Source organism: Aestuariicoccus sp. MJ-SS9, assembly GCF_032586235.1.
Classification (GTDB): Bacteria; Pseudomonadota; Alphaproteobacteria; order Rhodobacterales; family Rhodobacteraceae; genus Aestuariicoccus.
Map to the genome: position 1 here is coordinate 73,617 of NZ_JAWHTD010000008.1, position 22,238 is coordinate 95,854.

The 22,238-nt window shown below is 66.7% G+C and carries 20 protein-coding genes; 9 read left to right on the top strand and 11 right to left on the bottom strand.

Features of this window, described 5'->3' with window-relative positions; all coding sequences use genetic code 11:
* Positions 1 to 188 precede the first annotated feature (188 nt).
* Positions 189 to 857 (top strand): YafY family protein, encoded by a 669-nt coding sequence (locus RXV88_RS08270; RefSeq protein WP_316291884.1) that lies wholly within the window; start codon positions 189 to 191, stop codon positions 855 to 857.
* A gap of 85 nt (positions 858 to 942) precedes the next feature.
* Here the strand turns inward: RXV88_RS08270 and RXV88_RS08275 are convergent, their stop codons facing one another.
* From RXV88_RS08275 to RXV88_RS08295, 5 genes are all read right to left on the bottom strand, one after another.
* Positions 943 to 2,028: an ABC transporter ATP-binding protein gene (locus RXV88_RS08275; RefSeq protein ID WP_316291886.1), complete on the bottom strand. Its 1,086-nt coding sequence runs from the start codon at positions 2,026 to 2,028 to the stop codon at positions 943 to 945.
* Between the two features lie 62 nt (positions 2,029 to 2,090).
* Positions 2,091 to 3,458 carry a sodium:proline symporter gene (locus RXV88_RS08280; RefSeq protein ID WP_410468809.1) on the bottom strand — a complete coding sequence of 456 codons (1,368 nt, stop codon included), beginning with the start codon at positions 3,456 to 3,458 and terminating at the stop codon, positions 2,091 to 2,093.
* 136 nt (positions 3,459 to 3,594) lie between these two features.
* Complete coding sequence (locus RXV88_RS08285; protein WP_316291889.1) at positions 3,595 to 4,134, bottom strand: RSP_2648 family PIN domain-containing protein; 540 nt, start codon at positions 4,132 to 4,134, stop codon at positions 3,595 to 3,597.
* Positions 4,131 to 5,327, bottom strand: coding sequence for an RSP_2647 family RNA methyltransferase (locus RXV88_RS08290; protein ID WP_316291891.1), 1,197 nt, complete (start codon positions 5,325 to 5,327; stop codon positions 4,131 to 4,133). Before RXV88_RS08290 ends, RXV88_RS08285 begins: the two co-directional genes overlap by 4 nt.
* A 42-nt stretch (positions 5,328 to 5,369) precedes the next feature.
* Complete coding sequence (locus tag RXV88_RS08295) at positions 5,370 to 6,110, bottom strand: DUF6778 family protein (RefSeq protein WP_316291893.1); 741 nt, start codon at positions 6,108 to 6,110, stop codon at positions 5,370 to 5,372.
* A gap of 243 nt (positions 6,111 to 6,353) precedes the next feature.
* Between RXV88_RS08295 and edd the strand changes: the two genes are divergently transcribed.
* Positions 6,354 to 8,159 carry a phosphogluconate dehydratase gene (gene edd, locus RXV88_RS08300; protein ID WP_316291894.1) on the top strand — a complete coding sequence of 602 codons (1,806 nt, stop codon included), beginning with the start codon at positions 6,354 to 6,356 and terminating at the stop codon, positions 8,157 to 8,159.
* Between the two features lie 81 nt (positions 8,160 to 8,240).
* On the top strand, positions 8,241 to 8,885 hold the full coding sequence (gene eda, locus RXV88_RS08305) for a bifunctional 4-hydroxy-2-oxoglutarate aldolase/2-dehydro-3-deoxy-phosphogluconate aldolase (RefSeq protein ID WP_316291897.1): 645 nt from the start codon (positions 8,241 to 8,243) through the stop codon (positions 8,883 to 8,885).
* A 75-nt stretch (positions 8,886 to 8,960) separates the two neighbouring features.
* Here the strand turns inward: eda and RXV88_RS08310 are convergent, their stop codons facing one another.
* Positions 8,961 to 9,230 carry a hypothetical protein gene (locus RXV88_RS08310; protein WP_316291898.1) on the bottom strand — a complete coding sequence of 90 codons (270 nt, stop codon included), beginning with the start codon at positions 9,228 to 9,230 and terminating at the stop codon, positions 8,961 to 8,963.
* The gene (locus RXV88_RS08315; protein WP_316292000.1) at positions 9,227 to 12,007 is read right to left on the bottom strand and encodes a glutamine-synthetase adenylyltransferase; all 2,781 of its coding nucleotides are present in this window, start codon (positions 12,005 to 12,007) and stop codon (positions 9,227 to 9,229) included. The genes RXV88_RS08310 and RXV88_RS08315 overlap by 4 nt, the downstream gene beginning before the upstream one ends.
* A gap of 79 nt (positions 12,008 to 12,086) precedes the next feature.
* Between RXV88_RS08315 and RXV88_RS08320 the strand changes: the two genes are divergently transcribed.
* From RXV88_RS08320 to RXV88_RS08335, 4 genes are all read left to right on the top strand, one after another.
* Positions 12,087 to 12,554, top strand: coding sequence for a YbaK/EbsC family protein (locus RXV88_RS08320; RefSeq protein ID WP_316291900.1), 468 nt, complete (start codon positions 12,087 to 12,089; stop codon positions 12,552 to 12,554).
* 170 nt (positions 12,555 to 12,724) lie between these two features.
* The gene (locus tag RXV88_RS08325; RefSeq protein WP_316291901.1) at positions 12,725 to 13,150 is read left to right on the top strand and encodes a DUF2852 domain-containing protein; all 426 of its coding nucleotides are present in this window, start codon (positions 12,725 to 12,727) and stop codon (positions 13,148 to 13,150) included.
* A gap of 60 nt (positions 13,151 to 13,210) precedes the next feature.
* The gene (locus RXV88_RS08330) at positions 13,211 to 13,663 is read left to right on the top strand and encodes an RDD family protein (protein WP_316291902.1); all 453 of its coding nucleotides are present in this window, start codon (positions 13,211 to 13,213) and stop codon (positions 13,661 to 13,663) included.
* 104 nt (positions 13,664 to 13,767) lie between these two features.
* On the top strand, positions 13,768 to 14,577 hold the full coding sequence (locus tag RXV88_RS08335) for an arginyltransferase (protein ID WP_316291903.1): 810 nt from the start codon (positions 13,768 to 13,770) through the stop codon (positions 14,575 to 14,577).
* A 126-nt stretch (positions 14,578 to 14,703) separates the two neighbouring features.
* Here RXV88_RS08335 and RXV88_RS08340 read toward each other — a convergent pair whose 3' ends face one another.
* The 3 genes from RXV88_RS08340 to RXV88_RS08350 all read right to left on the bottom strand — a co-directional run bounded on the left by RXV88_RS08340 (position 14,704) and on the right by RXV88_RS08350 (position 19,229).
* The gene (locus RXV88_RS08340; RefSeq protein ID WP_316291905.1) at positions 14,704 to 17,055 is read right to left on the bottom strand and encodes a TRAP transporter large permease subunit; all 2,352 of its coding nucleotides are present in this window, start codon (positions 17,053 to 17,055) and stop codon (positions 14,704 to 14,706) included.
* 11 nt (positions 17,056 to 17,066) lie between these two features.
* On the bottom strand, positions 17,067 to 17,996 hold the full coding sequence (locus RXV88_RS08345) for a TRAP transporter small permease subunit (RefSeq protein WP_316291907.1): 930 nt from the start codon (positions 17,994 to 17,996) through the stop codon (positions 17,067 to 17,069).
* A 147-nt stretch (positions 17,997 to 18,143) separates the two neighbouring features.
* A complete protein-coding gene (locus tag RXV88_RS08350) occupies positions 18,144 to 19,229 on the bottom strand; it encodes a TRAP transporter substrate-binding protein (protein WP_316291910.1) in 1,086 nt (361 codons plus the stop codon).
* A gap of 259 nt (positions 19,230 to 19,488) precedes the next feature.
* Between RXV88_RS08350 and RXV88_RS08355 the strand changes: the two genes are divergently transcribed.
* Positions 19,489 to 20,907, top strand: coding sequence for a cache domain-containing protein (locus RXV88_RS08355; RefSeq protein ID WP_316291913.1), 1,419 nt, complete (start codon positions 19,489 to 19,491; stop codon positions 20,905 to 20,907).
* Positions 20,904 to 21,545 (top strand): response regulator transcription factor, encoded by a 642-nt coding sequence (locus tag RXV88_RS08360; protein ID WP_316291914.1) that lies wholly within the window; start codon positions 20,904 to 20,906, stop codon positions 21,543 to 21,545. Before RXV88_RS08355 ends, RXV88_RS08360 begins: the two co-directional genes overlap by 4 nt.
* Before the next feature lie 12 nt (positions 21,546 to 21,557).
* On the opposite strand, the gene RXV88_RS08365 is transcribed toward RXV88_RS08360, so the two are convergent.
* Entirely contained in the window at positions 21,558 to 21,833 is a 276-nt protein-coding gene (locus RXV88_RS08365) for a hypothetical protein (protein WP_316291915.1), read from the bottom strand.
* Between the last annotated feature and the right edge of the window lie 405 nt (positions 21,834 to 22,238).

Here is a 22,238-nt window from a genome sequence, read left to right on the forward strand (position 1 = left end):
TTCTCCTGTCACGCGGCGGCGGCATCAGGCCGCGCGCCGAAATCACATGCGGTATCTAGTGTCTTTCGCCGCCCCGGAAAAGCGCCAAAGCCACGTTGCCAGGGCGATTCGGGCGGGTTTTTTGTCAGCAACTTGTCAGGTGACAGGTTTTTGTCAGTATATGGGCGTCTCACCAGGGGAATCACCGCATGAAACGCGCCGACCGGCTCTACGCGCTGATGCAGCGCCTGCGCGACGGGCGCGTCCACACCGCCGAAGCGCTGGCCCAGGATCTCGGCGTGTCCGTCCGCACGATCTACCGCGACATGGACACGCTCGCCGCCTCTGGCGTGCCGGTCGAGGGCGCGCGCGGTCTGGGCTACGCGGCGCGCGCCACCACCACTTTGCCACCGCTCAACCTGACCGAGACCGAGCTAGAGGTCCTGCATCTGGGCCTCGCCGCCGTGGGCGCCGGCGGCATTCCCGACCTGGCCGCGGCGGCCGAAAGCCTCTCGGCCAAGATCGACGCCGTGCTGCCCGAGGACAGCGGCATGGCGGCCGGCCGCTTCGGCTTCGCCACCTACCCGTTCGCCGCCGCCGCCCTGGGGTTCCGCCACATGCCGGCGATCCGCTCGGCCATCCGCGCGCGGCAAAAACTGCGCCTGACCTTCGCCGACGCAGCCGCGCAAGACGTCCGCCCCCTGCATCTCGATTACTGGGGCAGGATCTGGACCTGCGTGGTCTGGTCCGAAACAACCCAGACGTTTGAAACCTTCCGCATCGACCGCATCGACACCCTGACCATCCTGCCCGGCCTCTTCGTGGACGAACCCGGCAAGACCCTCAAGGACTGGCACGCGCTCGATCAAGAGCGCTGATCCCGCTTTCATCTGGTTATAAATATCCGGGGGGCACGGGGGGCTGGCCCCCCGCCGCTGCCAAAGTCGCCTTGCCCTGAAGTCGCTAATCCTTCACCGGAAACACGAAACAGCGGTCGCGCCGCACGCTCAGCCACATGGGCGTGCCGGGTTTCGGCAGAAAGACGTTGGGCACCGTGGCCCGCAGCAATTCGCCGTCATGATCCATGCGGAATTCCACCAGGCTTTCCGACCCCATGAACCGCGCCCTCTCGACCAGCCCGCGCGCCGGGTTGCCCTGCAGCGGCGTCGGGTTCGGCCCCTTGCCGCCGCGGTCAAAGTCGATGCCCACGTGCTGAGGGCGAAAGACGATGTCCACCTCCGCCCCGTCCGGCACGCCGGGCGCCAGGAATTGACCAAAGGGTGTGCGCGTCAGAGCCCCGCGAACTTCGCCGCGCAAAACATTGATATCGCTGAAAAAGGCCACCGCCGCCTTGTCCACCGGCGCATTGTAGATGTTGTAGGGCGCACCGCGCTGGACAATCCGACCGTCGCGCATCAGCGCGATTTCGTCGGCCATGCGCATGGCCTCTTCGGGCTCGTGCGTGACCAGCAGAACGCTGGTCCCCTCTTCCTTCAACAGCGCCAGGGTCTCGTCTCGGATGCCGTCGCGCAGCCGGTTGTCGAGCCCCGAAAACGGCTCGTCCATCAGCATGATCCGCGGCTGAGGCGCCAGCGCGCGCGCCAGCGCCACGCGCTGCTGCTCGCCGCCAGACAACTGATGCGGATATTCGTCGATGAAATGCCCCAGCCCGACCCGTTCCAGCAGCGCCAGCGACCGCGCGCGCTTTTCCGACCCCGACCCGCTCAGGCCAAAGGCCACGTTCTCGCCCACGCTGAGATGCGGGAACAGCGCGAAATCCTGGAACATCAGCCCGATCGAGCGCCGCTCGGGCGGCACCCGGAACACCGTGTCGCAAATCAGCGCGCCGTCCACATGGATGGTGCCGCTGTCCTGCATCTCGACCCCGGCGATCATCCGCAGCGTCGTCGACTTGCCGCAGCCCGACGGGCCCAGCAGGCAGGTCACATGCCCCGGCTGGATCGTCAGCGACACGTCATCGACCACCGCCTTGCCATCGAAGCGGCGGGTCAGATTGCGGATTTCAAGCCTTGGGACCGGCGCGCTCACGGTTGCCTTGATGCCTCGCGTCTATTCCCGATGGAAACCATCGGATTTGCGAAGCAGCCGTATCAGCCCGCCTTGGCGGCTGCAACCCTCCGGCTGCCCAACAGCACCGCCGCGAACCCGGCGATCAGCACCACGAGGCAGATCGCGAAGAGCTGCTCGTATTTGTGCCCCTCCGGCAGGATCGCCGCCCCCCAGGCCGTGCCGCGCGCGAAATAGACCGCCGCCCCCGCCATCGCCGCGCCCCAGGCCGCAAGATAGGCCCAGACGGCGATCCGCCGCCGCAGCACCAGCCCGACGATCAAGACCGGCGTCAGAAAGAGGCTCGCCGTGCCGCTGACCGCCACTGCGTCGAACAAAGTCTGGCTGCCCCAGAGCGTCAGGCCCGTGCCCGCCAGTGCAAAGACCGCCATCGCCAGCCGCCCGCCCAGCAGCGACCGGGGCGCCAGGCGCAGCTCTTCGACCACCAGCCGCGCCGCCGAGGAAAGCGCCGAATCCAGCGTCGACAGCGCCGAGACCAGCAGCGACAGCATCAGCGCCGCAAAAACCGGCGCGGGGAACATCGCGCCCCAGGTGCCGATCAGCTGGCCCTCATAGGCCGCGCCCACCAGGCTCGCCTGGATGCCGAAGGCCCCGAAGGCCAGGATGCAAAGCGCCGAAATCCAGAAGGCATGCAGGAAGGACGCGCGCGTCGTCGCCTCATCCGCGATGAAACCGCGGTCCATCATCACCGGGTCGTGCGCCGGGTAGGAAAACACCTGCAACGCCGCCACCGCCAGCAGCACCCATCCCAGATAGCCGCCCGAGACACCGGGCGCCGTCACCACCGCGCCCAGCGAAAAGCCCGGGCTCAGCACCAACGCGGCAAAGGCCAGCGCGAAGACCCCCAGGAACAGCACCATCTGAACCACGTCGGTCCGCAGCGCCGCACTCAGACCGCCCCAGGCGGAATAGGCCAGCGCCAGCGCCGCCACGACCACGATCGCGGCCAGATCGCTGCCCGGCGCGACCGCGGCAAAGATCAGCCCCACCACCAGCAGGTTGGCGAACACCTCGGACAAGAGCCTGAGCGCGATCACCAGGTTATAGGCCCCGGTGCCCGCCGCGCCGTATTCGTCGCGCAGCCAGTCCTGCATCGACCTTGCGCCGTGCGCACGCAGCCGCGCCACGATATAGCCGCCGCTCAGGAACGACCCGTAATAGGCGGCATAGGCCAAAGTGCCGGCAATGCCGTAGTAATAGCCCAGGATGGCCGAATTCATCAGCGAGCGCGCGAAAATCCAGGTGGTCACCTGGCTCAGCACCAGCGTCCAGAGCCCCGGCGCGCGCCCGTCCGCCCCCAACCCGCCGAAAAATCCCTCGACCGTGGCGCGGCGCGGCGCGGCCCAGAAACTCAACAGAACGATGACGCCGAACGCAGCGGCGAGGGACATGGCGGACACCGGCAAGCTCCTTGGTTTTCCAGAGCGCTAGCAGCCCGCGGCCCCTGCCGCCAGCCGTGTTACGCGCCCCTGTCGGGAACGTGAGCCGTCGCGAGGAAAGGCCGCAAGGGCTTGACGAGCGCCCCGCCTAGCCCAGCGCCTTGCCGAGCCGCGGCAGGCGCGCTTTTTTCAAAAGCGCGCGCATCTGCCAGTCCTCGCCCGACAGCCGCCGCGCCTCGGCCAGCACCCGCTCGCAGACCTGTCCGACGCCCTCGGGATCGGCCTGCCAGCACCCCAGCAGAAAGGCGTCGGGATCGGCGCGGCTCAGCCCTTCCTCGGCCAGCACGTTGCGTGGAAAATCCGACGCGTTCAGTGTCAGGATCAGATCCGCCGACCCGGCGATGGCGGCGGCCAGCACATGCACATCGGCCGGGTCCGGCAACCACAGCCGCGCCTCGAGCGATGGCGGCCAGGTCATCTCGGCCCCCGGCCATGCCGCGCCAAGCGTGGCGATCTCGCCGCGCGCCTGCGCCTCGCCCCCCGGGCCCAGCTTGCGCGCGGCGCGGGCCCATTCCTCGAGGATGCGCGCCGACCAGAGCGGCGTGAAGGCGCCGGTCGCCGCCACGCCCAGCACCACCTCGCGCATCACGGTCGGATAAAGCACGCAGGTGTCGATCAGAACCTTCACAGCCGGAAAAACAGCGCCTTGAGATAGCCGCTTTCAGCCAGCTGCGGCAGCAGCGGATGGTCAGGCCCCGCCTGCCCGGTGTGGATCAGCTGCGCGCGCCGCCCGGCGCGTCCGATGCCGCGCAGGCAGGCACCGGTAAAGGCCGTCAGATCGGCCGCGTGCGAGCACGAGCAGAGCACCAGAAAGCCGCCCTCCTCCACCAGTCCCGCCGACAGCCGCGCCACGCGCTCATAGGCGCGCAGCCCGGCATCGAGCGCCGGTTTGGCCGGCGCAAAGGCGGGCGGGTCGCAGATCACCAGATCGAACCGCGCCGCCTCGTCGCCCAGCGCGCCCAGCACGTCGAACGCATCGCCCTGCCGCGTGGCGAGGCGCGCCTCCGCCCCCATCCGGCGCGCGCCCTCTTGGGCCAGCGCCAGCGCCGGGGCCGAGCCGTCCACCGACAGCGCCGACACAGCGCCCCCCGCCAGCGACGCCAGCGCGAAGCCGCCCACATGGCTGAAGACGTCGAGCACCCGCGCATCCCGCGCCAGACGCGCGGCGAAGGCATGATTGGGCCGCTGATCATAGAACAGCCCGGTCTTCTGACCGCCGGTCAGATCGGCCATGTAAGTGGCCCCGTTCATCCCCACCGGCACCGGCGCATCGGGCGCCGCACCACGCAGCACCGCGTCCGCATCGTCAAGCCCTTCCAGCTGCCGCCCACGCCCGCCCGCGTTCTTCAGCACCGTTGTCACGCCCGTGACCTCGACCAGCGCCTCGACCAACGGCTCCAGCAGCACATCGGCCCATGCCGCGTTGGGCTGCACCACCGCGATGTCGCCGAACCGGTCGATGATCACGCCGGGCAGCCCGTCGGCCTCGGCATGGATCAGCCGGTAGTAGGGCGCCTCGAAGAGCCGCTCGCGCAATTCCAGCGCGCGGGCCAGCCGTGCGGCGAACCAGTCGCGATCCGGCACTGCCGCGCCCTCGCGGTCGAGCATCCGGCAGACGATCCGCGAGGCCGGGTTGACCGCGACCAGCCCCAGGGCCGTTCGCTCGGCATCCTCCAGCAGGGCGACCGTGCCGGGCACCAGCGCCTTGGTGCGCCGGTCAACGACCAGTTCATTGGCATAGACCCAGGGAAACCCGCGGCGGATCGCGCGGGCATTGGCCTTGGGCTTGAGACGTACAACGGGCAAAGAGGGCGGTGTCATACCGCCCTCTCTATCCTTGGCCTCGTCCGGGGGAAAGCCCGGTTATATCTGGCCCGCCGCCTGCGCCAGCCGGGGCCCGACGTTCTTGTAGCCGCCGGGGTGGGTCAGCTCGGCCACAAAGACCTGCCGCAGATGCCGCGCGATGCGTTCCTTCATCGTCAGCCCCTGACGGTCCGCCGCCTTGGCCCGCTCGCCGCCCAGCGCATTCAGATTGGTCCTGAGTTCCTTCACCTCGCGCAGCACCGCGCCGCTTTCGGGATCGCGCAGCACCAGGTCGAAAACGATGTTGTGCACCCCTCCGATGGAATAGCGGGTCTTTTCGCTGACCGAATGGAACCGGCGCAGCGTGATCTCGACCGTTGCAACGCGCGCCCCTGCGGTGTCGGGCCTGGCGCGCTCCAGCGCGTCGCGGAAGATCGCCGCCACCTGTTCCTTGCGGTTGCCGTAAGGATCACCGCGCCAGACGATGTCGCCCCAGGGATAAAAGAGATTGGCCTCGGACACCTTGAGATCCTGCGGCACCACGATCTTGACCTCGCCGATGCCAAGCGCCGACGCCGACCGGTAGCCGGGGCTGTCGGGCAGCGGGCGGGCCGCGGGCAATGTCGCGGGGTCCAGCGACGTCATGGGGATTTCGGCGTGATCGGCCGGTATGCTGACCGGCACGACCGCCTCGCTCGGCAGCGTCTCGAACGGCGCGTTGCGCATCGCGGTGTCCACCTGCGCGCAGGCCGACAGCCCCGCCGCCACGCCCATCAGCGCCATGATCCGAAGAAGTTTCATTTCTCACCCTCTCGATCCAGCCCGCGCTCTCCGGCGCGGCTTTCCATCGAGGAGAATCACCGGCAATTCGGTCGGATTTGAGGCAAAAGCAGTGTTTCTTTCTGGCGCCCAATGCGTTTCCATCTGCGCACCAATCCTGCGGCGCCGGGGGCGCTTTGCCGCAGGAAATCAAACCGGGGGACCTTTACTGTTAGCGCTAACCGGGGTATCCCGCGCCCAACGCGACACCTGAGGGAGGACGCCATGACACTCAACGCCACCATCGCCGAAGTGACAGAGCGGATCGAGACCCGTTCGGCCGACATGCGCGGCACCTATCTCGACCGGATGCGCCGCGCCGCCGACGAAGGCCCGCGCCGCGCCCATCTGACCTGCGGCAACCAGGCCCACGCCTATGCGGCGATGGGCGAGGACAAGGATGCGCTCGCCACCGGGCGCGCGCCCAATATAGGGATCGTCAGCGCCTATAACGACATGCTCTCGGCGCATCAGCCGTTCGAAAGATACCCCGACATCATCCGCGCCGCCGCCCGCGCGCAGGGCGGCACCGCGCAGGTCGCGGGCGGGGTCCCGGCCATGTGCGATGGCGTCACCCAGGGCCAGGTCGGGATGGAGCTGTCGCTCTTTTCGCGCGACGTGATTGCGCTGGCCGCGGGCGTGGCGCTGTCGCACAACGTCTTCGACAGCGCGCTTTATCTGGGCGTCTGCGACAAGATCGTGCCGGGCCTCGTGATCGGCGCGGCCACCTTCGGCTATATCCCCGGCATCTTCCTGCCCGCCGGTCCCATGCCCTCGGGCCTGCCCAACGACGAAAAGGCCAAGGTGCGCCAGCAGTTCGCCGCCGGCGAGGTGGGCCGCGACAGGCTGATGGAGGCCGAGATGGCCTCCTATCACTCGCCCGGCACCTGCACCTTCTACGGCACCGCCAATTCCAACCAGATGCTGATGGAGTTCATGGGCCTGCACCTGCCCGGCGCCTCCTTCGTCAATCCCGGAACCCCGCTGCGCGAAGCGCTGACGGTGGCCGGCACCGAACGCGCGCTCGAGATCACCAACCTGGGCAACGATTATCGCCCGGTCTGCGACATCCTCGACGCCAAGGCCTTCGTCAATGGTATCGTGGGGCTCATGGCCACGGGCGGCTCGACCAACCTGGTGATGCACCTTCCGGCAATGGCGCGCGCCGCCGGCATCGCGCTCGAGCTCGAGGATTTCGACGATATCTCGTCGGTGACGCCGCTGATGGCCAAGGTCTATCCCAACGGGCTGGCGGACGTGAACCACTTCCACGCCGCGGGCGGGCTGCAATACATGATGGGCGAGCTGCTCTCGGCGGGCCTCCTGCACGAGGACGTCAAGACCGTCGCGGGCGACGGCCTGTCGCTCTACACCCGCGAGCCGCAGATCCGCGACGGCCGCGTGGTCTATACCGATGGGCCCAAGGAAACCCAGAACGACCGCATCCTGCGCCCCGCCACCGACCCTTTCCAGGCCACCGGCGGGCTCAAGCAGCTTTACGGCAACCTCGGCCACGGCATGATGAAAACCTCCGCCGTCGCGCCCGAACGCCACGTGATCGAGGCCCCGGCCCGCGTCTTCCACGACCAGGCGGCGGTCAAGACCGCTTTCAAGGCCGGCGAATTCACCTCTGACACGGTGATCGTCGTGCGCTTCCAGGGGCCGCGCTCGAACGGCATGCCGGAACTGCACGGGCTCACGCCCACACTGGCGGTGCTGCAGGACCGCGGCCTCAAGGTGGCGCTCGTGACCGACGGCCGCATGTCGGGCGCCAGCGGCAAGGTCCCCTCGGCCATCCACGTCTGCCCCGAGGCCGCCGACGGCGGCCCGCTCGCCCGGGTCCGCGATGGCGATATTGTCCGGGTCGACGCGGTCGCGGGCACGATCGAATGCCTGGCCCCGGATTTCGACAAGCGCGAGCCCGTCACCGCCGATCTTTCCGGCAACGGCCACGGCGTCGGCCGCGAGATATTCGAGGTCTTCCGCGCCAATGTCGGTCTTGCCTCCAAGGGCGCGGGCGTGGTCGTCTGACACCACGCCCCCTGCTTCTTCTTGGCAAAAATACTCCCGCCGGAGGCTCCGCCGCCGGCCCCAGAACGCAAAGGTCCGAACATGCTCACGCCCCTCGCCGCAAGCCTTGAAACCGAACGCCTCTGCCGCCTTGCCCCGGTGATCCCGGTGCTGGTCATCGACGACGCCGCCACCGCCCGCCCTCTGGCCGAGGCGCTGGTCCGCGGCGGCCTGCCCGTGCTCGAGGTCACCCTGCGCACCGACGCGGCACTCGACGTGATCCGCGAAATGGCCAAGGTCGAGGGCGGGGTGGTCGGCGCGGGCACGCTGCTGACCCCGTCGGACGTGCACGCCGCGCAAGAGGCCGGCGCGCGTTTCGGCGTCTCGCCCGGCGCGACCGACACCCTGCTCGAGGCCTGCGAAAGCGCGGGCCTTCCACTGCTGCCGGGTGCTGCCACCGCGTCCGAGGCAATGCGGCTGCTGGAACGCGGCTATTCGGTACAGAAATTCTTCCCCGCCGAGGCCAATGGCGGCGTACCCGCGCTCAAGGCCATCGGCGCGCCGATCCCGCAGGTCCGCTTCTGCCCCACGGGCGGCGTGTCGCTGAAGAACGCGGGCGAGTACCTTTCGCTCTCCAACACGCTCTGCGTCGGCGGCAGCTGGGTCGCACCGAAAGAGCTGATCGCCAAGGGCGACTGGGCCGGGATCGAAGCCCTCGCCCGCGAAGCCGCCGCCCTGCCCCGCTGACGCAACCCTGCCCCGGACCCCGCTCCGGGGCGTCCGGCGCCCGCCACGAGGCCCCGGATCAGGTCCGGGGCGAGGTTACGCCTGGCGCGGGCGGGAACGCCAGCCGCCGCGGCGTCTGGGACGGGCCATGGCCTCTTGCCCTTCGCGCAGCACCTGCGTCATCGGGTGCCCCTCGGCCCCGTGCCGCGCCAGCAATTCGGCGATCAGCGTGGCGGTGTCGGCATCCACCGGCACCGCCAGCGCCCAATCCAGAAAGATCGACCGGCATTCGGAATAGCTGATGCCGTCGATGGCGTAACTTTCGGCGATCAGGCCCTTCGGGTCCGTCGCATCCCCTTTTCTCATCGCGTGTCATCCTCCGGCAGCGCCGCGTCGATGATGGCAGCCGCCCGCGCGGCCATCTGCTCTAGCCGCGACGCCAGGGCGGGCATATCCGGCGCATCGGTCAGCCGCAGCAGAAAGGCGCAGCCGGCCTCGCCCAGATCCTCCGGATCGAGGGCGGTCTCGCGGATCAGCCGCGCACCGATCTGCAGCGCCCAGCAGAGCCGGTATGTCGCCGCCAGGTGATCGGCCTCGGCCGCCGTCAGCCAGCCGCAGGTCGCCGCCGCCTGAAGTCCGTCGGTCGCGTTGCGCGGCGACGCCCCGGACAAAAGCGCGCCCGCCTGCGCCACCAGTTCGATGTCCTGCATCCGCCCGCGCCCCAGCTTGGGATCCCAGGGATCGCCGGCGCCTTTGGCCTCGGCGATGCGCGCGCGCATGACGGCCACTTCGCGCAGCACCGCGTCCCGGTCCCGCGCCTCACCCAGCAAGCTCCGCCGGAAACTCTCCACATCCCGCGCCAGCGTCTCGGACCCCGCCACCGGCCGGGCGCGGGTCAGCGCCAGATGTTCCCATACCCAGGCCTCGGTCCGCTGGTAGGTCTGGAAGGCCTTCCACGAGGTCGCCACCGGCCCCTGGTTGCCAGAGGGCCGCAGCCGCATGTCGACCTCGTAAAGCCGCCCCTCGGCCATCGGCGCGGTCATCGCGGTGATCATCGCCTGCGTCAGCCGCGCGTAATAGGTGCGCGCGGGCAAGGGCCGCCGCCCGTCCGAGGCCTCGTCGTCCTCGGGGTCGTAGATCACGATCACATCCAGATCGGACCGCGCATGCAGCCGCGCAGCGCCCAGCGAGCCCATCCCCAGCACGATCGCACCGCGCCCGGGCAGGCGCCCGTGCTTTTCGGCGAATCGCGCCACGACCTCGGGCCAGAGGGCGGCCAGCGACGCCTGGGCCAGATCGGCATAGGCGCGGCCCGCCTCCTCGGTGTCCATCAGCCCGCGCAGCAGGTGCACACCGACACGGAAATGCCATTCCTTGCCCCAACGCCGCGCGGTGTCGAGCTTGCGCTCGTAATCGTCGTCGCGGGCCAGTTGTTCGCGCAGCATCGCCTCCAACACCGCCGCCCCCGGCCAGGGGCTAAAGAAATCGCCGCCGATCACCGCGTCGAAAACGCCCGAATTCCGCGCCAGATAGCGCCCCAGATCGGGCGAGACGCTGACGATCCCCACCAGCAGGTCGATAAGCTGCGGATTGGCCTCGAAAAGCGAGAAAAGCTGCACGCCCGCCGGCAGGCCTTCGAGAAAGCCGTCGAAGGCGACAAGCGCCTCTTCGGGGCGCGCAGCCTTTTCCAGCCGCCGCAGGATTTCAGGCTTGAGCCGGTTGAAGATGCCAACCGCCCGTTCCGAACGCAGCGCGGGATAGCTGGGCCAGCGCTTGGGAATCTCGCTTTGATCCAGCGCCTGCGGCGCGGCGGCGTCTTCGGTGCCGGGGGCGAAGAAGCCCTCGGTCAGCTCGTGCACCTCGGCCAGCCGCGCGCTCAGATCGGCGCGCAGGCTGGCGCTGTCGGTGCCCATGAGGCAGGCCAGCCGGTCAAAGCCGTCGTCCGATTGCGGCAGGTCATGGGTCTGGGCGTCGCGGACCATCTGGACCCGGTGTTCGACCTCGCGGTGGGCGCGGTAATGCGCGACCAGCGTCTCGGCCACCCCTTCGGGCACCCACCCTTTGGACGCCAGCACCCGCAGCCCCTCGACCGTGCCGCGCACCCGCAGATCCGGGTCGCGCCCGCCGGCGATGATCTGGCGGGTCTGGGTGAAGAACTCGATCTCGCGGATGCCGCCGCGCCCCAGCTTCATGTTGTGGCCCGGCAGTGTGATCGGCCCGCCCAGCCCTTTGTGTTCGCGGATGCGCAGGCGCATGTCGTGGGCGTCCTGGATGGCCGCGAAATCGAGGTGTTTGCGCCAGACGAAGGGCCGCAGCGTTTCCAGAAACCGCCGCCCCGCCGCAAGATCGCCCGCCGCCGGGCGCGCCTTGATATAGGCCGCGCGTTCCCAGGTCCGCCCGAGGCTTTCGTAATACCGCTCGGCGGCCTCCATCGCCATGCAGACGGGCGTCACCGACGGATCGGGGCGCAGCCGCAGATCGGTGCGAAAGACATAGCCCTCGCCGGTCAGGTCGCTCAGCGTGGTGGCCATCTTGCGGGTCGCGCGCACGAAACTCGCGCGGGCCTCGTGGTAATCGCCGGGATCGAAGCGGGTCTCGTCGAAGAGGCAGATCAGGTCGATGTCGGAACTGTAGTTGAGCTCATGCGCGCCCATCTTGCCCATGGCCAGCGCCACCATGCCGCCGGCAGTGTCGATGTCGTCTTCGGTCTGGCCGGGCAGTTTCTTGCGCCGGATCTCGACGCCGATGGCGGCGCGGAGCGCGCTGGTCGCGGCCAGATCGGCGAAATCGGTCAGACGGCCTGTCACCTCCTCCAGCGGCCAGACGCCGGCCAGATCGGCCAGCGCGATCAGCAGCGCGACCCGCCGCTTGGCCTGCCGCAGCGTGACGCCGATGGTGTCGGGCGGGGCCGCGCGGATGTCGGCGCAGACAGCGTCGAAGGCGCGTTCGGGCGCGTCCATCGCCGCCTCGAGCCAGCCGCCCTCTTTTTCGATCAGCGTGCGAAGATAGGGCGAGCTGCCCGCCGTGCCCGCGATCAGCTCGGCCACGGGGCCCTCGGCCCAGGGCACGAAGGCGCAGGCCTCTTCGGCGCGGTCGGGCTCATAGGGGCGCGGCAGGCGCGTGATACGGTCGCGAAAGCACATGGCGGCAGAAGGCCACGCGGCGCGGCAAAGCGCAATGGGCCACTTGCGGCAGCCCGCGCGCTGCGCCACGGTGCGCCGCATGAGCAAGAGCCTGAAACGTGTGCGCGCGGCGCTGGAAGCCGCCGGGATCGCCCCGGACATCCGAGATGTGGGGCAGGCCCGCACGGCTGGCGAGGCCGCGGACAGCGTCGGCTGTCACCTCGACCAGATCGCGAAATCCATGATTTTCGGCACCGCCACGACCGGCGACGTGGTGCTGCTGCTGACGGCGGGCGGCAACCGGGTCGATCCGGCGCTGGCGGCGTCGGCGGTGGGCGAGCCGCTGGTGCGGGCGGATGCGGCGCAGGTGCGCGCGCAGACCGGCTTTGCCATCGGGGGCGTGTCGCCGGTCGGGCACCTGACCCCGGTGCGCGCCTGGATCGACCCCAGGCTGATGGCGTTCGACCTGCTCTGGGCGGCAGCAGGCACGCCGCGGCATGTCTTTCCCATCGCGCCGGAGGCTTTGGTCGCCCTGACAGACGCCGTTCCGGCCCGCTTCACGGCCTGATAACCCCTGAAAATTCATAGGATTTTAACTATGAAAACAAACCCATAGCAAGAAAATGTAAAAAACGTTCACATTGACCCTTGAAGGCTCCGGCTCTGATCCCGATCTAGTGTGATGTGAAAAGCATTCACATTAACACCGAGACACACGACAGAGAAACGGAGACCAAAATGACCACCGTCGCACAAAACGCCCCGCTGCCTGCCCATTCCGGCTGGCTGACGCGTGCCGAGGCCTGGCTGGATCACAAGGGCAAGGGTGCCTGGATCGCGGCCATGGTGCTTGGTTTCATCTTCTTCTGGCCCGTCGGTCTTGCCCTTCTGGCCTACCTGATCTGGAGCAAACGCATGTTTTCGAAATCCTGCCGCGGCTCGAACCGCACCCGCCACGCCTTTACGGCGATGAAATCCAGTGGCAACAGCGCCTTTGACGCCTACAAGGCCGAAACGCTGCGCCGGCTGGAGGAAGAACAGGAAAGCTTTGAGGCGTTCCTCGAGCGCCTCCGCGAAGCCAAGGACAAGGCCGAGTTCGACCAGTTCATGGACGACCGCGCCCGCAAGGCCCGGGAAGCCACGCGCGAAGACGAAGACGCCTGATTTGACACCTACGACCGGGGCCCGCAAAACGGGCCCCGGCCCTTGCCCGAGAGAGAAGACATGAACCGTTACGCCACCCCGACAGATCACCTGCCCGATCCGGTGACGCAGGCGGAGTTTTACGCCGACGTCACGCTGAAACGCGCGCTGGCCTGGGTGATCGACTCGATTCTGATCCTGGCGCTGGTGGTGCCGGTCGTCGTCATGACCGCCTTCATCGGCCTTTTCTTCCTGCCGTTCCTGTTCCTGGTGGTGGGCTTCGTCTATCGCGCGGCCACCATCGCGGGCGGATCGGCCACCTGGGGCATGCGCCTGATGGCGATCGAGCTGCGCGATGCCTACGGGCGGCGGCTGGACGGCGGCACGGCGCTTTTGCACACGCTTGGATACACCGTGTCGATGTCGATCCCGCTGATCCAGTTCGTGTCGATCGTGACGATCGTCACCTCCGAGCGCGGTCAAAGCCTGACGGACATGGGGTTGGGCACCGCGATGATCAACCGCCGCGCCTGAGCGGCGGGTCGCCGCCTCCCCGAAAACCGCGATGGCGGAAGGGGTTGGCGGCGACGAAATTCGTTGCTAGGCTTTGATCCGACCAGCTGACCCTCGGGATCCAAATGCGCCATTCGCTGCCTCTTGCGCCGCAATTCTATGTGACGGCCCCGCAGCCCTGTCCGTATCTTCCGGACCGGATGGAGCGAAAGCTGTTCACCGCGCTTCAGGGCGAAAACGCCGACCGGCTGAACGATGCCCTATCCAAGCAGGGCTTTCGCCGGTCGCAGAACGTGCTTTACCGTCCGTCCTGTTCGGATTGCGCGGCGTGTCTTTCGGCGCGGATCGACGTGCAGCGGTTCAAGCCGTCCAAGGGCCAGCGCCGCACCATCCGCCGCAACGCCCATCTGGCGCGCCGCGCCTCGAGCCCCTGGGCGACCGAGGCGCAATACGACCTCTTCCGCCGTTACCTAGACCTTCGCCATGCCGATGGCGGCATGGCCGATATGGACGTCTTCGAATTCGCCGCGATGATCGAGGAAACGCCGATCCGGTCGCGTGTGGTGGAATACACCGACACCAACAAGCATCTGGCGGCCGTGTGCCTGACCGATGTGCTCGATGACGGGCTGTCGATGGTCTATTCCTTCTACGACCCCGATCTGCAGCGGCAATCGCTGGGCACCTGGATGATCCTCGACCATGTCGAGATCGCGCGCGAGGCTGGTCTGCCCTATGTCTACCTGGGCTATTGGGTGCCCGGCAGCGACAAGATGGGCTACAAGGCGCAGTTCGACGCGCTCGAGATTTACAGCCGTGGCGCGTGGCAGCGGCTGGACGACCCCAAGGCCCACAGTGCCGACACCCATCCGCTGTCCAACGATCCCATCGCCGAACAGGTCGCCAATATCGCCCTGCCGGACCGGCTGGGCTGAGCGCCACGCGGGCCGACCGCGCTGCACCACATTCTCGACCATGAGCCGGCCCGGACGGGTAGCGCTCTACAGACATGAAAAAGGCCGCCTCGAAGGGCGGCCTTTTCTGGTTTCGGGGTGGCCCCGTCAGTTCATCAGATCGGGCAGGATCGTGACGATGCCCGGGAAGAACCACAGGATCGAAAGCCCCACCACCTGGATCAGCACAAAAGGCACCACGCCGCGGTAGATATGGCCGGTGGTGACCTCTTTCGGCGCGACCCCGCGCAGATAGAACAGCGCAAAGCCGAAGGGCGGCGTCAGGAACGAGGTCTGCAGGTTCACCGCGATCATGATCGTCACCCATTTGGGATCGAACGATCCGCCATAGATCACCGGCCCCACGATGGGCACGACGATGTAGATGATCTCGAGGAAGTCCAGAACGAAGCCGAGGATGAAGAGCACCAGCATCACGATCAGGAAGACCTTGAACTCGTTATCGAAGCTCTTGAGGAAGTCCTGGATGTAATGCTCGCCCCCGAAAGAGATCACCACAAGGTTCAACAGCTGGCTGGCGATCAGGATGGTAAAGACCATGCTGGTCACCTTGGCGGTCTCGCGCACCGCCGGGGTCAGAACCCCCGACTTGAACAGGATCCAGCAGCTGAACAGCAACCCGAAGAGCGCATAGAGATAGGCGGCATAGGCAAAGAAGAACGCCACCCAGGATTCGAACCCGACCTCGTCGGTGTTGATGCGCAGATCGAAGTTGATGCCCACGAGGATCATCACGATCACCGCAAGGGTCGACCAGATGATCACCTTGGGGCTGCGGTCCTGCTCTTTCAGCTTGCGGTAGGCCGCCAGCATGATCGCACCGGCCGCACCCAGCGCCGCGGCGGGCGTGGGGTTGGTGATGCCGCCCAGGATCGAGCCCAGCACCGCCACGATCAGAACCAGCGGCGGGAAGACCACGCGGATCAGTTCGTTCTGCGACAGGCGTTTGACCGCGTGCATACAGCCCCAGAGCGCGATCAGCCACGGGATCACCATCAGCACGACTGTGGTGCCGGGCGTGGTCAGCGGGCCAAGGGCTATGATGTCGACCAGAAGACCAAGCACCAGCCCCCCGGCCCCGACCAGCAGCGGCATAGGGTCGGCGGACGGCGACACGCCACGCGCCACCGCCAGGATCAGCCCCAGCATCACCGTCAGGATCGCGATACCGGTCCCGATGGGGGCGGCACTGGCCACCAGATCGGCGCGGGCGGCCTCGATCTCTTCGGGCGTCAGGCGGGTGCTTTCGGTCGCGCCGCCCGACGAGTCGATCACGGCCTGCTGGGCGATGGCGGTGTCCCAGGCCTCTTGCCCGTGAAGCTCGATCATCGACGCCTGGCAATCCTCGGACACGTTGGTGCGCAGGCTGGCCGCCTCGCCGATGTCCGAAAAGCTGGACACGGTGGTCGACTGGTTGCCCACGACGCCCACGTTGGCCAGCAGCATGACGCCCGCGATCAGGCCGATCGGCACGCCGAGGAACCAGGTAAAGGCCTCACCTCGTGTGACCGGCTCGTTGTTGGACGCACCCAGTTCAACGGCAGGCGCCTTGGACGGGTTGAGCATGGCAAAGCCAAAGGCATAGGCGGCATAGAGCCCCGCCAGCATGATCCCCGGCAGCAGCGCCGCCTGGAAGAGCGTGCCGACAGACACCACCGCGGGTTCGCCCAGATAGGTCAGCGCGTCGGTGCAGCCGGCCTCGATGGCGCGGTTCTCCTGCGCGGCCGAGTAGAGGTCGCCAGCCAGCGTTCCCAGCAGAACGATCACGATCGATGGCGGGATAATCTGCCCCAGCGTCCCCGACGCGGCGATCACACCCGTGGCCAGCTCTGGCGAATAGTTGTTCCGCAGCATCGTCGGCAACGCCAGCAGGCCCATGGTGACCACGGTCGCGCCGACGATCCCGGTCGAGGCGGCGAGGAACGCGCCCACAACGACGATGGACACGGCCAGACCGCCCGGCAACGGGCCAAAAACCCGCGCCATGGTGGTCAGCAGATCGTTCGCGATCTTCGAGCGCTCCAGCACGATGCCCATCAGCACGAACATCAGCACCGCCAGCAGGGTCTCGATGCTCTGCCCGGCGATGACCCGCTCGTTGATGCGGTTGACGATGAAGCTGACATTGCGGTCGAGCGCGTATTCCCAGCCCTGCGGGAACACCGGTTCGGCCATGCGCGGCAGGTCGGGGTAACGGAAGATCGAGATCAGATCCGGTTTCACCCCGCTCGACACCAGCGCCGAATAGGCGTCAGACCCGGTGTCGATGGCCTGGTGGATCAGCAGGCCCGCACTGTCGAGCGCGGCGATGATCCCGAAGGATATGACCCCCGCACCGCCGATGGCGAAGGCCACCGGAAAGCCCGACAGGATCGCGGAAAAGAGCGTGAGAAAGACGATGATCAGGCCAATCTCGACGCCATCAAGTCCGAACAGCATAGCGTTGCCCCTTAAAATTCTGCGTGATCGTAGGGCTCTTCACCCTCTTCGAGCACGTCTTTGTCGAGATACTTGTTTTCGCTTTCCTCACCCTCTTTCCATTCCAGATACGAACGGAAGAAATAGGCGATGGCGTGGATGAAGATCATACCGACCAGCGCGACCATGAGGATCTTGAACAGGAAGTAGCCGGTAAAGCCGTTGGGGCTGAAGCCGATGGTCTCGACGTTCCAGCGCAGCGCGCGCGATTTCATCAGCAGACGGTCGAGCTGGTCGGAGGCCGAAGGCTTGGGCACGATCAGGTGCCGCCACAGGAAGTACCAGGAATACATCCAGATCAGCACCGCCATCGGCATCATGAAGAAGAGCGACCCGAACATGTCGATCACCTTCTTGGTGCGGAAGCGCACCGCGCTGTAGACCAGGTCGACGCGCACATGGCCGCCCTGCACGAAGGTGTAGGTCAGGCAGAGCGAAACCACGAGGGCGTTGTAGAGCTTGAGCTCTTCGGCATACCACGAGATGTCGAACTGCAGCGGAATGCCGAAGCCGATAGAGATATCGGGCCGGGTGAAGATGCGCTGCATGAAGACGATGATGACCTGCTGCAGCACCATCAGAAGACCCGCCCAGGCGAACAGGCGCCCGACGGTGTTGGCGAACCCCTCCAGCACCCGAACGGCGCCCCACATGAAGCGGTTGTTGTACATCCCGACCGCGGTCATCACCAGGAAAGCGGTGAAGACAACGAAGAAAAATTCGACCGACCCGCCGTAGTAGATGAAGCGCATCACGGCTTCCTTGTCCGACCAGTCCAGCCAGAGCTGCGGATGCGTTATGGCGTAGCCGAAATTGTAAAACGCCATGGCAATGTTGGTCAGCACCCAAAGGATGCCGTCCCCCAGCGCTCCGATGGCCGATCCCGTGGCCTCTTCTTCCATGATGTCCCCCACGTTTTCCGTGCACCCGAAACCGGATCGCGCCGATTTCTTTGAAAGAAATCGGACCGAAATCTTTCAAAGATTTCGGCACCGACGTCAAAAGAGGCCCTCTGCCGGGCAGAGGGCCTCCGGTTCTCAAGGCTTGGTTCAGCCGCCCAGCACGCGCACGCGCTGTTCGACGTAGTAGCCGTCGGACTTTTGAATCCACGACGCCGACTGTGCCAGGCTGGCTTCGAACGAGTTGCGGATCTTGGCGAAGAGCTCGTCGCCCATGTTCTCGTCCATGACCTTGGCCGATGCGGAGCCGAAGGCATCCCAGACGTCGTCGGGGAATTGCAGCGTCTTGACGCCCTGTGCCTGCAGACGCGCCAGAGCGGCGCCGTTGTTGGCCAGGGTTTCGGCCAGCTGGTACTGGGTCGTGGCCATCGACGCGTAGCGCATGATCGCCTTGTGGGTATCCGACAGCTCGTTCCAGACGTCGAGGTTGACCGACGACGCCAGCGCCGAGCCCGGCTCGTGGAAGCCGGCGGTGTAGTAGATCTTGGCCACTTCCTGGAAGCCGGCGCGTTCGTCGGCCATCGGGCCCACCCACTCCAGACCGTCCAGCGCGCCCGAGGACAGCGCCTGGTAAAGCTCGCCGCCGGGGATGTTCTGCACCGATGCGCCGAGCTCGCCCAGCACCTTGCCACCCAGACCGGGCATCCGGAACTTGAGGCCGTTGAAGTCGTCGGCCGAGTTGATTTCCTTGCGGAACCAGCCGCCCGACTGCGAGCCCGAGTTACCCGCCAGCAGACCCTTGAGGTTGAAGATCATGCCCAGCTCGTCGTGCAGCTCTTCGCCGCCGCCGTGGTAGTACCAGTTGCTGACTTCCTGCGCGGTGCCGCCGAAGGGCACGGCGGTGAAATAGGCGTAGCCCGGGTGCTGACCGATGAAATAGTAATCGGCCGAGTGATAGAGGTCGGCCTGGCCCGACGACACGGCGTCGAACACTTCCAGCGCGCCCACCAGTTCGCCCGGGGCTTTCTTGTCGATGACGAGGCTGCCACCGGACATTTCGCGCACCATGGTCTCGAAGTAGCTGGCGGCGTCGTCCAGAACGGCAAAGCCGCGCGGCCACGAGGTGACCATGGTCAGGGTGCGGGTGCTTTGCGCCACCAGCGGCGTGGCGAGCGTCGTTGCAGCAGCAGCGCCTGCACCGACGGTTGATGCCCGAAGGAATGAGCGACGATCCATAGAGGTCCTCCCGTTTATGGATGCGCGGATCCCGGCTCCCCCGAGGCCCGCGCGGATCGTTGACAGTGCGGCGGACCCTAGCGGGGCATTTCCGCCAAAGAAATACCCACTGCTACGGAGTTGGGCAGAAAATCTGACCGATTTTCAGGAGAACTCCCGCTGTTGGCGCTAACGGCCCTGCCGGGCCAGACCGGACCGCGCCGCCGCGCCCGTGGCGGACGCGATTGCACAGCCCCGTTGCGATGGGATAGCGTTGCGCATGGCTCTCGGACTTGCACATTTCCGGCTCAGCTACCGCCAGAAACTCTTTCTTCTGGCGGCCGTTCCGCTCGTGCTGGCGGTCAGCGCCATTGCCGTGCTGGTGGCCATGCAATCGCGGGAGCTGGCCGACCGCGAGATCCGCAGCCTGGAGAACCAGCTGATCGAGGCGAAAAAGCAGGAATTGCGCAACTACGTCACCCAGGCGCGCAACGGGTTCTACTTTATCTACGGCAACGCCCCGCCCGACGACGAAGAGGCCAAGCAGCAGGTGATGCAGATCCTTGCGGCGATGATCTATGGCGAAGAGGGCTTTTTCTTTGTCTACGATTATGACGGCAACAACCTGGTCAGCCCGCGCCAGACCGAGATGATCAACGGCAATTTCATCGACCTCACCGACAGCGAGGGTACGCCGGTGGTGGCCGAATTCATCCACACCGCGCGTTCTGGCGCGGGATATGTCGAACACCTCTGGCCCAAGCCCTCGACCGGGCAAGAGGCGCGCATGATCACCTATGTCACCTCCTTCCCGTCGTGGCGCTGGGCCGTCGGCACGGGCGTGTTCATCGACGATGCGCTCGAGACCGTCGCCGCCGCGCGCGCCGAGGTCGAGGCGCGGGTGCAGCGCACGTTCCTTTATATCGGCGCGATCACGCTGGCGGCGCTGCTGCTGGTGTTCGGTTCGGGGCTGATCCTCAACATCCGCGAACGGCGGCTGGCGGACGCCAAGCTCAAGGAGCTGACCCAGCGGGTCTTCGACGCGCAGGAAGAGGAACGCAGCCGCGTCGCGCGCGAACTTCATGACGGGATCAGCCAGATCCTCGTCGGGGTGAAATATGCGCTCGACATCGCCCGCCGCAGGGTCGCGCAAGGCGACGCGCGCGCCGAGGACACGCTGGAAAAGGGCGTCGAGAACCTGGGCCAGGCCATTCAGGAAGTGCGCCGAATCAGCCGCGACCTGCGGCCCGGCGTGCTTGACGATCTGGGCCTCGGCCCGGCGCTCAAGTCGCTGACCGACGATTTCCGCGCCCGTACGGGCATCGAGACCCGGTTCGACACCGTGGTCTTCCGCAACCGGCTGGACCAGGACGCCAAGATCGCGCTCTACCGCATCGCGCAGGAGGCGCTGACCAATGTCGAGCGCCATTCCGGCGCGACCGAGGTGCAGATCGACGTGCGCGGCCACCGCACCGGGGCCACCTTGCGCATCTCCGACAACGGGCGCGGGCTGAACGCGACCGACAAGGACAGCCACGGCATCGGCCTGCGCAACATGCAGGAACGCATGGAGCAGCTGGGCGGCGTGCTGCGCGTGCTGTCGTCGCGCAGCGGCACGGTGATCGAGGCCAAGGTGCCGCTGACGCATATGCTGCCCCCCGAACCGGGGCATTCCGACATCAGAAAGGCTCAGGCATGACCGAAAGGACCCGCGTCGTCGTCGTCGACGATCATCCCATGGTGGCCGAGGGGATCGAGGCGATTCTCGAGGGCTACGACGATATCGAGGTGCTCGCCACGCTGTCGGACGGCAGGCAGATGATCGACCGGCTCGACGAATTGTCGCCCGACGTCATCCTGATGGATCTGAACATGCCCGGGCTCAACGGTCTTTCGGCCACCGAGATGATCCTGGAACGCAAGCCCAAGACGCGCATTCTGGTGCTGTCGATGCACGACACGCCCGAATACGTATCGACCGCGATGAGCCACGGCGCGCGGGGTTATGTGCTCAAGGACGTCCCCACCGAAGAAATCAAGCGCGCCATCGACGCGGTGATGACGGGCGACACTTATCTTTGCACCGGGGCCGAGGGGGCGCTTTCGCCCGCCGCCGGCGTGCGCGAACAGCTGACAACCCGCGAACAGACGGTGCTGCTGCAACTGGCGCAGGGCAAATCCAACAAGGAAGTGGCCCAGTCGCTGGATATCTCGGTGCGCACGGTCGAGACTCACCGCAAGAACATCAAACGCAAGCTGGGCATCAGTTCGACCGCCGGGCTGACGCGCTATGCGCTGGAACACGGTGTGCTGCAGGGCACCGGCGTCAACGTCTGATAGGGCTTGGGTTCAAAGGGCGGTGGGCTGGTCCGCCGCAGTGTCACACTGCGCCTTGATGCGCGCGCCGAAGAACCAGACCACGCCGTCTTTCGCGCCCGCAGTCCGGACCACGATTGCGGTGTGGCCGGTGTCGACCGCCCCGTGCTCCGGCGTGTCGGCCGCCTGTGCCACCGGATAATGCGTCCCGCCGTTGAGCGGGCTCAACAGGCAGGCCGCGCCGATCAGGGCGGCCAGAACCGCCGCGTGCGCCATGGTGAAATTGCGATGTGTGATATGCGTCTTCATGCCAGCCCCCTGGCGGAATAAGTGAACCGATGAGTTCAACTCTGCCGCACAACCCGTTCCTCTTCAATTCACGTTTTCGCGCGCGGTCGCGCTCGCTCCCGATCCGCCATGGGCTTGTTTCCGAAAATGTCCCGCAAACGCCCTGCCCACGAAACAAATGCAAAGAAAAATCGACCCCGGCGTTCGTTTTTTCGGCATTGCAGCGGTTGACGCCCCCCGGCGTCCGCCATAATGTCCACGCGCAACGCAAAGGAGCGTCCATCGTGGCACCGCTGATTATCATCGTAGGAACATGGCGCATGGGCCGGTAACGGAAACCCTTTCGGTTCCCCATGCGCCCCCGGATGATCCTCGGGGGCTTTTTTATGCGCAAAAACAAAGACGTCGTAAACGGAGACACAAGCT

Bases quoted from the DNA above. Each gene is read 5' to 3' on its own strand.
- RXV88_RS08270 (WP_316291884.1), top strand. From the start codon at position 189: ATGAAACGCGCCGACCGGCTCTACGCGCTGATGCAGCGCCTGCGCGAC.
- RXV88_RS08280 (WP_410468809.1), bottom strand. From the start codon at position 3,458: ATGTCCCTCGCCGCTGCGTTCGGCGTCATCGTTCTGTTGAGTTTCTGG.
- RXV88_RS08290 (WP_316291891.1), bottom strand. From the start codon at position 5,327: ATGACACCGCCCTCTTTGCCCGTTGTACGTCTCAAGCCCAAGGCCAAT.
- RXV88_RS08295 (WP_316291893.1), bottom strand. From the start codon at position 6,110: ATGAAACTTCTTCGGATCATGGCGCTGATGGGCGTGGCGGCGGGGCTG.
- edd (WP_316291894.1), top strand. From the start codon at position 6,354: ATGACACTCAACGCCACCATCGCCGAAGTGACAGAGCGGATCGAGACC.
- eda (WP_316291897.1), top strand. From the start codon at position 8,241: ATGCTCACGCCCCTCGCCGCAAGCCTTGAAACCGAACGCCTCTGCCGC.
- RXV88_RS08310 (WP_316291898.1), bottom strand. From the start codon at position 9,230: ATGAGAAAAGGGGATGCGACGGACCCGAAGGGCCTGATCGCCGAAAGT.
- RXV88_RS08315 (WP_316292000.1), bottom strand. From the start codon at position 12,007: ATGTGCTTTCGCGACCGTATCACGCGCCTGCCGCGCCCCTATGAGCCC.
- RXV88_RS08320 (WP_316291900.1), top strand. From the start codon at position 12,087: ATGAGCAAGAGCCTGAAACGTGTGCGCGCGGCGCTGGAAGCCGCCGGG.
- RXV88_RS08325 (WP_316291901.1), top strand. From the start codon at position 12,725: ATGACCACCGTCGCACAAAACGCCCCGCTGCCTGCCCATTCCGGCTGG.
- RXV88_RS08330 (WP_316291902.1), top strand. From the start codon at position 13,211: ATGAACCGTTACGCCACCCCGACAGATCACCTGCCCGATCCGGTGACG.
- RXV88_RS08335 (WP_316291903.1), top strand. From the start codon at position 13,768: ATGCGCCATTCGCTGCCTCTTGCGCCGCAATTCTATGTGACGGCCCCG.
- RXV88_RS08340 (WP_316291905.1), bottom strand. From the start codon at position 17,055: ATGCTGTTCGGACTTGATGGCGTCGAGATTGGCCTGATCATCGTCTTT.
- RXV88_RS08345 (WP_316291907.1), bottom strand. From the start codon at position 17,996: ATGGAAGAAGAGGCCACGGGATCGGCCATCGGAGCGCTGGGGGACGGC.
- RXV88_RS08350 (WP_316291910.1), bottom strand. From the start codon at position 19,229: ATGGATCGTCGCTCATTCCTTCGGGCATCAACCGTCGGTGCAGGCGCT.
- RXV88_RS08355 (WP_316291913.1), top strand. From the start codon at position 19,489: ATGGCTCTCGGACTTGCACATTTCCGGCTCAGCTACCGCCAGAAACTC.
- RXV88_RS08360 (WP_316291914.1), top strand. From the start codon at position 20,904: ATGACCGAAAGGACCCGCGTCGTCGTCGTCGACGATCATCCCATGGTG.
- RXV88_RS08365 (WP_316291915.1), bottom strand. From the start codon at position 21,833: ATGAAGACGCATATCACACATCGCAATTTCACCATGGCGCACGCGGCG.